Origin of the sequence: Pseudomonas sp. WS 5059, assembly GCF_012985525.1 — a bacterium.
In the GTDB taxonomy this organism is placed as follows: Bacteria; Pseudomonadota; Gammaproteobacteria; order Pseudomonadales; family Pseudomonadaceae; genus Aquipseudomonas.
The window spans coordinates 61,004-75,742 of record NZ_JAAQWO010000004.1 but is presented as its reverse complement, the minus strand read 5'-3'; the positions used below and the strand labels follow the sequence as shown (position 1 = coordinate 75,742).

The window sequence follows — 14,739 nt, the reverse complement described above, 5'->3', positions numbered from 1 at the left end:
GAATTTTCAGGCAGGACACGACGTTAAGGCGTACGCAGATGCAAATGTGGGAGCGGGCTTGCTCGCGATAGCGGTGTATCAGTGCCAGATTTACTGGCTGACACTCCGTCATCGCGGGCAAGCCCGCTCCCACATTTGTTGCATTCCAACCCCCGGTGGGGGTTAGTGGATGGCGGGTGCCCTGGCCCAATCGATGTCAGCCGCCAGCATCGGCCGGCCAAACCAGTAGCCCTGGCCAAGATCGCACTGGTGATTCAACAGGAACCGCGCCTGTTCCATCTGCTCGATGCCTTCGGCGTGTACTTGCATGCCCATGCTCTGCGCCAGGGCGATGACCACCCGTACAATCGCCGCATCGTCTTCATCCCACGGCAGGCCGGCGACGAAACCCTGGTCGATTTTCAGCTTCTGCACCGGCAACCGCTTGAGGCGCAGCAGTGACGAATAGCCCGTGCCGAAGTCATCGATCGCCAGGCTCAGGCCCAGCTCGCGCAGGCGGTGCAGTTGCTCCAGGGCCACTTCCGGGTCGTCCATCACCGCGCTTTCGGTGACTTCCAGCTCCAGTTTCGCCGGGTCCAGGCCGGTTTCATGTAGCACCTTGGCCACTTGCTCGTACAGTTCGTGGCGGGCAAACAGGCGGCTGGAGATATTCACCGCCAGGAAGGACAGGCCCCGGCCCTCTGCCAGCCACCGGCACATCTGCCGGCAGGCCTGGTCCATGACCCAGGCATCGATCTCGGCGATCAGCCCGGTGCGCTCGGCAATCGGGATAAATTCTGCTGGCGGCACCAGGCCGCGCAATGGGTGCTGCCAGCGCACCAGGGCTTCCACGCCAATCATCTGGCTGGTTTGCAGGTCGTGGACCGGCTGGTAGTAGACCCGCAGCTCTTGCTGATCGAGGGCGCGGCGCAGCTCATTGCCGATCTCGATCCTGTGCTGGGCGTGGGCGGTCAGCTCCTCGGTGTACAAGGCGTAGCCTTCGCGCCCGGAGCTCTTGGCCTTGAACAACGCGGAGTCTGCGTTGCGCAGCAATTGTTCGGCACTCAAGGCGTCGCTGGGGAACAGGCTGATGCCGATACTGACGCTGACAAACAACTGGTGACCATCGAACACAAACGGCTGCTTCATGCCGTCGATGATGCGCTGGGCCAAGGCGGCCGCCTGGACCACCTGTGGACAACTTTCCGCCAGCACCGCGAATTCATCACCGCCCAGGCGCGCCAGGGTCACGCCCGGGCCGAACAGGCCCTGCAGGCGCTCGCCCACGGCCTTGAGCAACTGGTCGCCGACATTGTGGCCAAGGCTGTCGTTGATGATCTTGAAGTGGTCCAGGTCCAGCATCAGCAGCGCGCAGCCACGCTTGTGGATCTGCGCCGAGGCCAGCGCCTGTTCGGCGCGGTCGGTGAACAGCAGGCGGTTGGGCAGGTCGGTCAACGGGTCGTGGTGGGCCAGGTGGGCCAGTTCGTGCTCGGAATGCTTGATGGCACTGATGTCGGAAAACACCGCCACGTAATGGCTGACCTGGCCCTGGTCGTCATGGATGACGCGGATGGTTTGCCACTGTGGATAAATTTCCCCGCTTTTACGTCGGTTCCAGATCTCGCCGCTCCATTCCCCGTCTTGATTGAGGGTACGAAACATCTGCTCATAAAAAGCCGGCGAATGGCGGCCGGACTTGAACAGGCTCGGCTGACGGCCCATTACGTCATCCACCTGGTAACCGGTGATTTCGATAAAGGCGCGGTTGACGTGGACAATCCGCCCGCGGGCGTCGGTGACCAACACCCCTTCGCGGGTGCAATCGAACACCGCCGCCGCCTGGCGCAGGCGTTCGCGGTTTTCCTTCAAGGGTTGCTGGATGCGATGAACGCGGGCGCTGCGGGCGCACAACAGGAAAATAAACAGGGCGCTGAGGGTCACCCACAGATAGCCGCGCAGCATCTGCCAGTGGACCATTTCCGTCGGTTCATCGATGAAATTGATAAATACCTGCTGGCTGAGCTGGATCCACAGGACGGAAAGCAGCAAGTACACCAGCCCTGCACGTAGGGCACCTCGGTATGAAAGCAGCATATAACTAGTAATCCTTACTAAAAAACAGAATCGCCCTACAAAGGCTGCGGATTATAGAATAAGTAACATCTCGTCACTCCTATTCAAAAGGGCGACTGGTTTTATCTGTAGGCTTAGTGATAATGCGTCAGCTGTTCTTTTCTTTATCTGAGGGCCATACAGCCTATGTGGTACAACGGTTTTCTTGACTTGTCAGCCTGGCAACTGGTGGCAGTCACTCTGTTGATGACCCACGTGACCATTATCGGCGTCACGGTCTATCTACACCGCTATTCGGCCCACCGCTCCCTGGAGCTCAATGCCGGCCTGAAACACTTCTTCCGCTTCTGGCTGTGGCTGACCACGGCGCAGAACACCCGCGAGTGGACCGCTATCCACCGCAAGCACCACGCCAAGTGCGAAACCGTCGACGACCCCCATAGCCCGGTGATCAAGGGCCTGTCCACGGTCCTGCGCAAAGGTGCCGAACTGTACCGCGCCGAGGCGGAAAACCCCGAGACCCTGCGCATCTACGGCAAGAACTGCCCGGACGACTGGATCGAACGCAAGCTCTACACCCGTTATCCGCTGCTGGGCGTGGCCCTCATGGGCGTCATCGACGTGCTGCTGTTCGGCACCATCGGCATCACCATCTGGGCGATCCAGATGATGTGGATCCCGTTCTGGGCCGCCGGCGTGATCAACGGCCTGGGCCATGCCATCGGCTATCGCAACTTCGAATGCCGCGACGCGGCGACCAACCTGGTGCCGTGGGGCATCATCGTCGGTGGCGAAGAGCTGCATAACAACCATCACACCTACCCCAACTCCGCCAAGCTGTCGGTGAAGAAGTGGGAATTCGACCTGGGCTGGGCCTGGATCAAGGTGTTCAGCTTCCTGCGCCTGGCCAAGGTGCAACGCGTCGCACCGATTGCCCACCGGGTCGAGGGCAAGGGCCATCTGGACATGGACACCGCCATGGCGATCCTCAATAACCGCTTCCAGATCATGGCCCAGTACCGCAAGTTGGTGATCGCGCCCCTGGTCAAGCAGGAGCTGGAGAAGGTCGATCATTCGGTACGCCACCAGTTCCACCGGGCCAAGCGCCTGCTGTCACGGGAAACCAGCCTGCTGGATGAGCGCCACCATCTGCGCATCCAGGGCATGCTGGAACACAGCCAGGCCTTGAAAGTGATCTACGAAAAGCGCCTGGCGCTGCAACAGATCTGGCTCAAGACCAGCAGCAACGGGCATGACATGCTCGCCGCCATCAAGGAATGGGTGCATGAGGCCGAGGCCAGCGGGATCCAGTCCCTGCGCGACTTTGCCCACCAGTTGAAAACCTACTCCCTACGCCCCAGCGCCTGACACGGTAGGAGCCGGCTTGCCGGCGATGAGGCCTAGTTTCAAGGCCGCCATCGCTGGCAAGCCAGTTCCTACAAGGCCCAGGTACATTTCAAGCCAGCCCCACAGTTTTTTGGCGCCATTTCACAGTCACCGAACATTCCGCCTCAATCGCGACTGATAACGGAACTTAGCTGCAATTCCCCTCTCTCAAACAACACTTCGCCATCCTGGCGGGCCTTGTTTTGACTGCTGTTCAATGCTGCGGCATGTCCAGAGAGAATTGTGCCGATGGTCCACGAAACGGACTCCCCTACCTCCACCACACCTGATTCGACGGATACGTCGCGACCGGCAGCTGCCGCGACCCTACTGGCGTTGATGCACGCCCAGGGCGAAGTGGAGCGCCTGAGCGAGCGCGAACAGTTGTTGAGCTCACTGCTGGTGAGTGTCAACGCCGTGCTCTGGGCCATCGAGTGGGAAACCCGGCGCGTGCTGTACGTCAGCCCCGCCTATGAGCGCATCTTCGGGCGCTCGGCCAGCCTGCTGTTGGCCGAGCACCGCGGCTGGCGCGACAGCATCCACCCCGAAGACCAGCAGTACGCCGAGCACAGCCTGGCCCAGGTGCTGGAGCTGGGTGCAGTGGAGGATCGCCAGTACCGCATCATCACTGCAGACGGGCAGATCCGCTGGCTCAGCGACAAGTGTTTTACCAACCAGCAGGCCACGCCGGGAAAGCCGCTGATTGTGGTGGGCATCGCTGAAGACATCACCGAAAAAAAGCACCTGGAGCTCGAACTGCAACGCCTGGCCACCACCGACGTGCTGACCCGCAGCAGCAACCGTCGCCACTTCTTCGAGTGCGCCCATCACGAATTCGAACGCGCTTGTGCCCAAGGCCTGCCGCTGGCCTTCCTGCTGCTCGACATCGATGATTTCAAGGCCATCAACGACACCTACGGCCACTTGGAGGGCGATCAGGTGTTGCTGCGTATCGCCGAGAGCGGTCGCGGGGTGTTGCGCCGTGGGGACCTGTTCGGGCGCATTGGCGGCGAAGAATTTGCCGCGGTACTGCCCGGATGCGCCCCGGAAAGGGCCATGCAAGTCGCCGAACGCCTGGGCCAGGAAGTGCGGCAACTGGGCTTCAGCCATGAAGGCCAACCCTATAGCGTGACCGTCAGCCAGGGCCTGGCCAGCCTCAGCGCCGAAGATGCAACCCTGGACAGCCTGTTCGCCCGGGCCGATGCAGCCATGTATGAAGCCAAGCGCCAGGGCAAGAACCGGGTGATTGCCGGCTGAATGCCTGCCCTTTCACGGCGCTAAAAAAAGCGCCTGGACCACCGCCATCGCGGGCAAGCCCGCTCCCACAGGGGATCTCGACCAGGCGAGAATTCTGGATACCCCACAAAACCAATGTGGGATCTCGACCAGGCCGGGAATTTTGGACGCACCACAAAACCAATGTGGGAGTTGTCGAGCTTCAGCGAGGCTACGATGGCGGCGGCACATTCAGCATTGTGGCTGCCTGACACAACGCCTACCCAGGCTTGCGGATGCGCGTGAGTTCTGAAAACCCCACCTTGAGCAACCGCGCCGTCTTGCCCTTGGCCAGCGCCTCGACCCCTTCATGCTCGGTCAGCCCCGCCAGTTGCGCCGCCATATTCATCACCAGCGCTTCGCGGGAATACACCCCGCCTTCCAGGGAGTAGATCGCCGCGACCAGTTGGCGCAGCTCCAGGGGCAAGCGCCAGCGCGTACGCAGCGCCGAGCCATAACTGGCGCCAAAGGTGGACAACGACTCGCCAACCAACTCATCGTCCAGTTCGCCACCACCCTGGCGCCACTCCTGCAAACTGCGCAGCAGGGCCAGGTCGCCCAGGCGATGGAGAATACCGGCGCTGTAGCAGCGCTCGTGATCCAGGTCGAGCATGCGCGCCAAGGCGCGGGCGTATTGCGCAGTGTGCTGGGACAGTTGCCAATGGCGTTCGGCGTACTCCATCAAGACTGCATCGCTGAGGATCACGTTGTGCTTGAGGGCCAGGCCGAGGATCAGGTTCATGCTCTGCCCGGCCGCCAGCTTATGCAGCGCCATAGACAGCGTCTGCACCGGCGTGCCGTGCTGGCCGGCGCTGTTGGCGGCGGCGATCAGCACGGCGGTGATCTGAGGATCAACCTTGACCTGTTCTTCCAGCTGCTTGAGGTCCAGCCCCTGCGGCGCGAGGCTGCGTTGCACGGCGGCTTTTACGTCAACCCGCAGCGGCGCGCCGTCCGACAGCTCGCGACGCTGCTCCAGGAACACCGGCAAGGACATGCCCGCCGCCAGGGCCGGGATTTCGCAATACACCGTCTGGCCTTCGTTGAGCAGCAAGTCCTGCAGGCGTTGCGTAAGGCCTTCCATGTTCAAAGGTTTGGTCAGGTAGGCGGTGGGCGCCAGCGGCAACGCTTCGCGCACGCTGGCGCCGTCATTGCGCGCACTCAGCAGGATAAACGGCAACGCCGGCACCCGCCGACGCTGACGCACACTGCGCAACAGGCTCAGGCCATCAACGCCCGGCAGCTCCCAATCGGCAATGATCAAATCGTAAGGTTTATCTCGCAACAACTCGGCGGCTTGCTGCCCGTCGGCGCACACATCCAGCCGCGCGTCGCAGCGCACATTCAACAACACCTGCTTGAGCAGATCCCGCGACCAGGGGTCGGTCTCGGCAATCAGCACTCGGGGTACAGCAGGTAAATCAACAGCAGTCATGCAGCACGCTCCATCGGCAATCCTTGCACATTAGACAAAGGAAGCGCCTGCGTACAATGAACAAGGCCTGAATAGCTGCACAGCCCACAAAAAAACCCGCCGAAGCGGGTTTTTTCTGTCGATCAGGTCAGCCTACAGCTCAGAGAAGCATTCTTCGATGATCGCCAAGCCTTTGTCCAACTGCTCATCCGGCGAGGTCAGCGGGACCAGCACGCGCAACACGTTGCCGTAGGTGCCGCACGACAGCAGGATCAGGCCCTTGTCACGCGCCTTGGCCACTACCGAGGCAACCGCCGCAGCGTTTGGCTTGTGGCTGTCGCCATCCTCGAACAGCTCGACCGCGATCATCGCGCCCAGGGCACGTACTTCACCGATCACCGGGTACTTGGCCTGGATAGCCTTGAGGCCGGTGACCAGACGCTCGCCAACCGCCTTGCAGCGGTCCAGCAGGTGCTCTTCTTCGAACACTTCCATCACGGCCAGGGCCGCGGCGCAAGCGATCGGGCTACCCGCATAGGTGCCGCCCAGGCCACCCGGGGCGATGGCGTCCATGTATTCGGCCTTACCGCACACACCGGCCAGCGGGAAGCCGCCCGCGATGGATTTGGCGAAGGTGGTCAGGTCGGCGGCGACGCCCATCTGCTCCATGGCAAAGAAGGTCCCGGTACGGCCGGCACCGGTTTGCACTTCGTCGGCGATCAGCAGGATGCCGTGCTTGTCGCACAGTTCGCGCAGGCGCTTCATGAAGGCTTTAGGCGCGACGTAGAAACCGCCTTCGCCCTGCACCGGCTCGATGATGATGGCAGCGATGTCACGCGGCTCGGCATCGTTTTTGAAGATGCGTTCGATGCTGGCGATGGAGTCGTCGATGCTCACGCCGTGCAACTCGTTCGGGTACAGCGCACGGAAGATGCCACCGGGCATCAGGCCCATGCCAGCGGAGTACGGCACGACCTTGCCGGTCAGGCCCAGGGTCATCATGGTGCGGCCGTGGTAGGCACCGGTGAAGGCGATCACACCGGCACGGCCAGTCGCGGCACGCGCAATTTTCACGGCGTTTTCAACGGCTTCGGAACCGGTGGTGACCAGCAGGGTTTTCTTGGCGAAATCACCTGGGACCTTGGCGTTAACTTTTTCGCACAGCTCCACGTACGGCTCGTAGGCCAGGACCTGGAAGCAGGTGTGGGTCAGCTTGTTCAGCTGTTCGGTCACGGCCGCGATGATTTTCGGGTGCAGGTGACCGGTGTTCAGCACGGCGATACCGCCGGCGAAGTCGATGAACTCGCGACCTTCAACGTCAGTCACGGTGGCGTTCTTCGCAGATTCGGCGAAGATCGGGTGAATCTGGCCAACACCGCGCGGTACAGCGGCTTCGCGGCGTTTCATCAAGGAAGCGTTGGTCTTGTTGCTCATAAAGTCCTCATTCGCCACTCATCGGGTGGCGTGGTCCAAGGATTACGTGGCGGGGAGGCAACTACGGCAGCATGCGATGATCGACTGCCACAGCTTTCCCGGCCACTTCGAATAACGGTGTGAAACACGCAAAGGGACAGCGCTCTCGTGCCCTTTGCGTTTGCAGCGATACCTTGCCGGTTAGATGCCCAGGCAGAGGTATTTGATTTCCAGGTAGTCCTCGATGCCGTACTTGGAGCCTTCACGGCCCAGGCCCGACGCCTTGATACCGCCAAACGGCGCCACTTCGTTGGAGATCAGCCCGGTGTTGACGCCGACCATACCGTATTCCAGGGCCTCGGCCACACGGAACACACGACCCAGGTCGCGGGCATAGAAGTAGGAGGCCAGGCCGAACTCGGTGTCGTTGGACATCGCGATCACTTCGGCTTCGTCTTTGAAGCGGAACAGCGGCGCCAGCGGGCCGAAGGTTTCTTCCTTGGCCACGGCAGCGTTTTTCGGCACGTTGGTGAGGATGGTCGGCTCGAAGAAGTTGCCTTGCATGACCTTGCCGCCTGCCAACAGCGTCGCGCCTTTACTCAGGGCATCGGCGATGTGTTCCTGGACCTTGGCCACGGCTTTTTCATCAATCAGGGGACCGGTGGTGGTGCCTTCTTCCAGACCATTGCCGATCTTCAACTTGGCCACGGCCACCTTGAGTTTTTCAGCGAACGCGTCATACACCGAATCCTGGATGTACAGGCGGTTGGCGCAGACGCAGGTCTGGCCGTTGTTGCGGTACTTGGAGATGATCGCGCCTTCGACGGCCTTATCCAGGTCGGCGTCGTCAAACACGATGAACGGCGCGTTGCCGCCCAGCTCCAGGGAAACTTTCTTGATGTCCTTGGCGCATTCGGCCATCAACTGGCGGCCGATTTCGGTCGAGCCGGTGAAGGACAATTTACGCACGGTCGGGTTGCTGGTCAGCTCGCTGCCGATATCGCCAGCGCTGCCGGAGACCACACTGAACACGCCGTTTGGAATCCCGGCACGCTGGGCCAGTTCAGCCAGGGCGAACGCCGAGAACGGGGTTTGCGACGCAGGCTTGAGGACCATGGTGCAACCGGCGGCCAGGGCCGGGCCGGCTTTACGGGTGATCATCGCGGCCGGGAAGTTCCACGGCGTGATGGCGGCGGTGACGCCGATCGGCTGCTTGATCACGATCAGGCGCTTGTCCGGCTGGTGGCCAGGGATCACGTCACCGTAGATACGCTTGGCCTCTTCGGCGAACCACTCGATGAACGAAGCGGCGTAGACAATTTCGCCCTTGGCTTCGGCCAGCGGCTTGCCCTGCTCCAGGGTCATCAGGCGCGCCAGGTCATCCTGGTTCTCGATAATCAGCTCGAACCAGCGACGCAGCTTGTTCGCACGGTCCTTGGCGGTCAGTGCGCGCCAGGCCGGCAAGGCCTTGTCGGCAGCTTCGATGGCACGACGGGTTTCGGCGGCGCCCATCTTCGGCACGGTGCCCAGGATCTCGCCAGTCGCGGGGTTGTTGACCTTGATCGTTTGACCGTTGTCCGCATCGACCCAAGCGCCATCAATAAAGGCTTGCTGGCGGAACAACTGGGTGTCTTTAAGCTGCATGTCGGCTTTCCTTAACAGCACCGCGCGCGCGCGGGGCAAATTAGAGTTGTTGAAAGGCGCCTCGAAGGCTGCCGTCAGGGAAATCAGTCACTGGGCGCAAGCTGAAACATCGCGCACGGGAGACAGAGCGTTTGAAATCTCAAACGAATCCTAGGATCAATGGGGGGGCAGGGCAATAGTCTGTTCGAAAAAAAGAACGAAAACGGCGCATTAGCCAGACTATTCTGACAGGCGTAACGGAGCCGAATTGCGCATCACCGGCACACACCGCCCGGTACAGAGCCTCGCTGCACCAGAATCCTACCGGCAGACGGTCAAAAACCAGCATGGACGCCCAAGGTCGACATGGGTATGATGGCGCCCGCACAAGCATCCGTAGCTCAGCTGGATAGAGTACTGCCCTCCGAAGGCAGGGGTCGTGGGTTCGAATCCCGCCGGGTGCACCAGATACAAAAAAAGCCCCAGGTCGCAAGACCTGGGGCTTTTTTGTGGGTGCTGTACTCTAGCTGGGCAGTATAAGAAGTCGACTCCGATTGGCGACGGCGCAACAGGTAAACGAAAAAACTCAGGCAGAAAATCCAATGCTGACGTTCAACTGCACCCAAGCCACCTGTAAATTCTTCTCCCACAAGGACAATGGCAAGCAAGTCTCCCGAGTCCAAGCTGCACCCAGCCCGAACTGGCGTACCGACTCAGACCACCAGCGTCATTCATCGGCGCAATGGCAACTGCACACCGTCAAAATCAAGCGCAAATCAGTGCTGCTGGCGATGCACATGGAAACCCGCTTTGCCATGGTGTTTGTGGGCATCAAGCAAAATGACCTGCATGACTTTACCCGCAGTTTTGTCGAGCGCTGGCTTAACGAGATGCTACGCGTGGGTATGCAACTCGGTTTTTTCAGCGAGGCAGATTTCCCGTCAGTCTTCGAGCGTTTTGTGCAACAGCATCTGGAGTTTGAACTTGTGCAACGCAGTGATCGTAGCGTGCAAGGTCATATGAACCAGAACCTCGCCCACTTAGAGGATCTGGCTGCCGAGATGGGCGCCCTGCCTGCGAATATCCATGAAACCATCGGCTTTGATGAGTGGGTTAACAGCCACTTGCGCTGCATTGGCGGCAGCTCCGAGTACTTCCATCCAGACGAGGAAATGTTCCAGTATTGGCGGGCAAACTTTGGCTTCGCTCAACGAACCACTGCTGAACAGATAGCCAAAGCGTTTCAACAAAGGCGCCGGATACCATGAAACATCCCCCTCGTGGAGAGCTAGGTGCTCGATAGCTTGGCTCGAACTATCCGGAAATTTCGGAGGGTTACTTCAACACCGTCATGAACCGCCGATATACCCAGGCGCTGCGGGCTTGAGAGCGCGAGAAGAAAAGCACCGCAAAACGGCCAGCGTGGCCGAACAGCAAGCGATGCTGGTTGGAGCTACCTGGCGGAAGCTTTTCCGGGAAAGCGATGGCTTACTGACCAAAGATTTTCGCAACTTTAGACACCAGGAACTGGACAGCTGCGAACTGGCGCTGGAACACGCTTGTCTGGCCGGCGAACTGCAACCGGGAATGGAACTGTGTCAGATAGATACATATGAAGCTCGTGAGCGCTACCTGAGCAGCAGTGAGACGGCGTTTGCGCTTTATGGCGAACATTGCCTCACCACCTCTGCGACCTCTCTTTTCGCACTGCCAGAAGCAGTGGCGTTTCTTAAAGCATTGCAGCGCAAGAATCTCATCATCCAACGAGATATAGAGAGGGACACGTTCTATCAGGAGGCGACGTTTAACGACGAAAAAAGGCCGTCAGCAGCGAGCAAGCAGGACGCCTAGGAGAAACCCTATTCGGTTTTATTGATCGAGCCAGTGCTGCGTTACCCGTCGATGACAATGCCGTGTGGCAGGCGCTTTCTATCGTTCCGCGTGACGATTTCACCACCGGCGAGAAAGAGTTGAAGAGCCCGATCTATCGAGCGCGCCGTCGTTCGGAGTTGAATGCCATGATTGAGCAACATACTCAAACGCAAACGTCCTGAATTCGATCCCACACACAGCATGCAAGCCGCCTTAGGGCGGCTTTTTCGTTTTCGATGAGATACCCCACTAGCTCAATGGAAGTGCTGGCCATGGCGCCAGCTGAGCTCCTGAGAACCAATTTCTGGCTGGTCCCACTGGTCGCTCCCGGCGCTGGATGGCGAGCCTCCACCTCGGCGCGCGCTGTTGTCCCCCCACCACACCTGCGAGCTTAATAGGTCGCTTTTTCTGCGCCCCTGCACTCGATCAAAAGTAGCCCAGCCAGGGCTCATCGGGATATTTGCACCTGCAGGGCCCCTTGCAAAACCCTGCACGCCCTTTGGTACTGCACGAGTAGCAGTACCAACTAGCGCGAGCCACGCCAGTGAGGACGGGAAAAGAGCTGTCTTGGCCAGGCTTGCCGAAGCCACGTATGGCTTGACCTCGGCAACAATTCTGCTATTCATGCATAATGCTGCCTAAAGAATAGGCTGCTCGCGTGAGGGATAACGACGTTTGCTTTGACCTCTTCACTCGAAGCCCACGGGGTAGCCAAGGATTTGTTGTAATGAGCATGACCCTTAAGACTTTCGATAATAGCCAACAGTCTGCGATTGCAAGACTGTTCTCCGCTGCTGTTTTACGGGAGCTTGCGACTAAAGGTCGCTCTCCTCTTTTTTCCCGTCTATTGCTCGAAAGTCAGTTACTAGAAGATCTTAAGCTTTCGGACTCCGTGAGTACTGCGTTTGAAGCAGCCTTTAATGTACTCAGAAAAAAAATCTATAGAACTGAATACTCGTATAAATCAGCAATAACTAATAAATTATTGCTAGGGCGGCATTCTTTAAAGACAGCATCATTGCTAACAGAGTTCAGAGTTGAAACATGTAAAGTCGATGTGGCAATTTTTAACGGCACTGCTACAGCATATGAAATCAAGTCCGAAAGAGACCGACTTGATCGACTAGAAAACCAAGTAACCTCGTATCGAAAAGTATTCTCAAAAGTTTATGTTGCCACCGGGGAAAATCATATCGATGAAGTACTTAAGAGAACCGAAGACGAAATAGGCGTTCTATTATTAAGTGACAGATTTACCATCTCCACTGTACGAGAGGCCGTAGACAGGCCAGATCTAGTTCGACCTGAAGTAATATTTGACTCTTTAAAAATTGGAGAAGCAATTAGTCTGCTCTCGGAGTTAGGAGTGGTAGCTCCTAACGTCCCCAATACTGAAATACATAGCACCCTACGAAATATATTCAGCGAGCTAGATCCATACGAAGTTCATGCAAAGATGGTCAATGTCATGAGGCACTCTAGAAGCTCACATACGTTGGCAAATTTCTTGTCACAGCTTCCGCAATCATTAGTAGCTGCCATTTTTTCTGCACCTATAAAAGAAAAGGACCAGCCCAAGCTATTAGGGGCTATCAACACTCAAATTGGGGAGGCCCTAGCCTGGGCATAACTGAATGTACTATCCATATTTCAGGGGCAAGCAATTTGATCTACTAGCTATTCGCGAGTGCGCGGATATTTTTTCAGAAAGTAATTTTACACCTATAATTGAGCCAGTTAGAGAGTCCCTCAACGGGCTAAAGCGAGCAGTCGACCAACTCAGTCAAGCAAAGGCCAACGCGATATTGATCGCCAATCCAACCTATGGCGACCATACGGAAAAGGCGGATGCCATTGACTCCTTCATTAAGGGAGAACTGAAATCCAGCCAAAATATATCTGTCGGCGTGCTTTTAAATTCCTCCTGCACTACCTGGATGGCTATTGAGCTGGCAGAAAGATTTAAGGGACGCCAACTCAGTTTTATTCATGCGGGCTTTTCCGACCCTAAAGATCTTTCGATCGCTATAAACAACGAAAATATTCAAGCAGATCATATTTTCCTTGAAGCACATTGCGGAAAACTCTATCGCAGACATTTTGAATCGCCCAACCGGATTCTGCTAAGAGATGGATTTAGAAAACAAGCAAATAGCAAGTACCCTGACACAGAGCCTTTCTCAGATTTGCATGTAACCTTTGCAGAGGAAGGAATGAACGGCTTTGGCGACTTCTTAATCGTCGGAGATGAATATTCAGAAACTGGGGGACCAGCTTATGCTGTGGCTATCCACCTAACATTTATCGATCCAGAAATGGATGATGCTATGTTTATTCATCACTTCAAATCCGATAGACAGGACACTCCAACGGACCCTGCGGGAAAGTTTTACGAAGCCCTCACAAAACTTGTCAATGAAGTAGAAAAGCCTGACACGAAAATCTTTCGAAGCTCCGCTGTTAAAGAATTTCTCCAACTTCATCGAGAGAAACACTTTCCTGGCTTAGGGTCTATTAAAAAAATTTCCATGAAGCACCACATAGAAACTCTCGCGCAATATTTCAGGGGCTGACTCATGCCGAAATGTTGCTCGTTGTGTTTTGAAGACCGGCAAATTTCTCGAGAAATTGTTGCTAAGGCCTCAGAGACAGGAGCCTGCTCCTTTTGCAAGGCCGAAAATGTACCTTTAATCGCCCCAATACTTTTAAGGGAATTTTTTGAGCAACTGCAGGGAAGTTACGTAGTAACGGAGGACGGCGGAAAAAACCTAGCTGAGTGGTTTAAATTAGATTGGAGGCTATGTGACTCTCTTTCTATTTTACAAACCAAAGAGTTACTAGGCGAAATCTTTGATGATGCAAATCTTCTCAGAACAAACTATGCCCCAATCTCTCAACCCACATCGACCAACCTTAACTTATGGGCTCGACTCAGAACGGAATTAATGGAAGAAAACCGATTCTTTCCTAAAGGCACAATTAATGACGAGCGGATGCATTTCTTAGCAACTCAATTAATTTTGCAGAATGCTGATATACCAGCTGTGTGGTATCGCGCACGAATACAGGAAACATCCGTTCCATATACCGTCGATCAGATGGGCCCTCCTCCCAAGGAAAAAGCCACTCACGGTAGGGCGAACCCGGCAGGCATTTCCTATCTTTATATTGCCTCGGATCTAAATACAGCCATTTCGGAAATCAGGCCCCACACAGGGGAGCTAGTTACGGTTGCTGAATTTGAACTAACTGAGCAAGTTAATCTAGTTGATCTTCGATTCCCGAGAAAACTAGTTACTCCATTCATTTGCGAAAATGAAAGTGACATTATCCAACTGCGGGGTGATGTGGAGTTTTTAGAGCGTCTTGGAGAGGAGCTAACACGACCTGTTCTACCAAGGGCAGCAGCAATTGACTACATCCCCAGTCAATATTTATGCGAAATGATTAAAAAATTTGGTTTTGATGGAGTTATTTACAGAAGCTCTGTAGGAAGCGAGATGAATATGGCACTTTTTTATCCGCAAAAAGCGCGAGCGAGAGGCGCATCGATGCACTATGTATCTAAAGTCGAGGTTCAAACAGTGCTGGCGGATGTGGCCGTCCTTCGTTGACCTCCATGTATCCCGATGTGTATCCCAGCAAAAAGTTGATATTTTTTCATTTAAAATCAATGATCTAGAGATCAAGCTCTAGACTCGCCGGCA

At 56.7% G+C, this 14,739-nt stretch carries 11 protein-coding genes and 1 tRNA gene; 8 read left to right on the top strand and 4 right to left on the bottom strand.

The annotated features are described in order from the left end of the window. Positions 1–162: 162 nt before the first annotated feature. The gene (dibA, locus tag HBO12_RS12765) at positions 163–2,073 is read right to left on the bottom strand and encodes a phosphodiesterase DibA (protein WP_170042310.1); all 1,911 of its coding nucleotides are present in this window, start codon (positions 2,071–2,073) and stop codon (positions 163–165) included. 165 nt (positions 2,074–2,238) lie between these two features. Between dibA and desA the strand changes: the two genes are divergently transcribed. Further along, positions 2,239–3,420, top strand: a complete 1,182-nt coding sequence (desA, locus tag HBO12_RS12760; RefSeq protein ID WP_169953948.1) for a delta-9 fatty acid desaturase DesA — start codon at positions 2,239–2,241, stop codon at positions 3,418–3,420. A 267-nt stretch (positions 3,421–3,687) separates the two neighbouring features. Then, a complete protein-coding gene (locus HBO12_RS12755) occupies positions 3,688–4,695 on the top strand; it encodes a sensor domain-containing diguanylate cyclase (RefSeq protein WP_169953949.1) in 1,008 nt (335 codons plus the stop codon). Positions 4,696–4,933: 238 nt separating this feature from the next. Here the strand turns inward: HBO12_RS12755 and HBO12_RS12750 are convergent, their stop codons facing one another. The 3 genes from HBO12_RS12750 to gabD form a co-directional block, all read right to left on the bottom strand. Then, entirely contained in the window at positions 4,934–6,145 is a 1,212-nt protein-coding gene (locus HBO12_RS12750; RefSeq protein WP_170042309.1) for an HDOD domain-containing protein, read from the bottom strand. A 132-nt stretch (positions 6,146–6,277) separates the two neighbouring features. Beyond that, positions 6,278–7,558: a 4-aminobutyrate--2-oxoglutarate transaminase gene (gabT, locus tag HBO12_RS12745; RefSeq protein WP_169953951.1), complete on the bottom strand. Its 1,281-nt coding sequence runs from the start codon at positions 7,556–7,558 to the stop codon at positions 6,278–6,280. 180 nt (positions 7,559–7,738) lie between these two features. Next, positions 7,739–9,181, bottom strand: a complete 1,443-nt coding sequence (gabD, locus tag HBO12_RS12740) for an NADP-dependent succinate-semialdehyde dehydrogenase (protein ID WP_099170293.1) — start codon at positions 9,179–9,181, stop codon at positions 7,739–7,741. Between the two features lie 369 nt (positions 9,182–9,550). Here gabD and HBO12_RS12735 point away from each other — a divergent pair. The 6 genes from HBO12_RS12735 (at position 9,551) to HBO12_RS12710 (ending at position 14,646) form a co-directional block, all read left to right on the top strand. Then, a tRNA-Arg gene (locus HBO12_RS12735) sits at positions 9,551–9,627 on the top strand. Between the two features lie 135 nt (positions 9,628–9,762). Next, a complete protein-coding gene (locus tag HBO12_RS12730; RefSeq protein WP_170042308.1) occupies positions 9,763–10,428 on the top strand; it encodes a DUF6933 domain-containing protein in 666 nt (221 codons plus the stop codon). A gap of 115 nt (positions 10,429–10,543) precedes the next feature. Next, the gene (locus HBO12_RS12725) at positions 10,544–11,011 is read left to right on the top strand and encodes a hypothetical protein (protein WP_170042307.1); all 468 of its coding nucleotides are present in this window, start codon (positions 10,544–10,546) and stop codon (positions 11,009–11,011) included. A 748-nt stretch (positions 11,012–11,759) separates the two neighbouring features. After that, positions 11,760–12,662, top strand: a complete 903-nt coding sequence (locus tag HBO12_RS12720; protein ID WP_170042306.1) for a sce7726 family protein — start codon at positions 11,760–11,762, stop codon at positions 12,660–12,662. Between the two features lie 4 nt (positions 12,663–12,666). Then, positions 12,667–13,605: a sce7725 family protein gene (locus HBO12_RS12715; protein ID WP_170042305.1), complete on the top strand. Its 939-nt coding sequence runs from the start codon at positions 12,667–12,669 to the stop codon at positions 13,603–13,605. A 3-nt stretch (positions 13,606–13,608) separates the two neighbouring features. Next, positions 13,609–14,646 (top strand): RES family NAD+ phosphorylase, encoded by a 1,038-nt coding sequence (locus tag HBO12_RS12710; RefSeq protein ID WP_170042304.1) that lies wholly within the window; start codon positions 13,609–13,611, stop codon positions 14,644–14,646. The last annotated feature ends 93 nt before the right edge of the window (positions 14,647–14,739 follow it).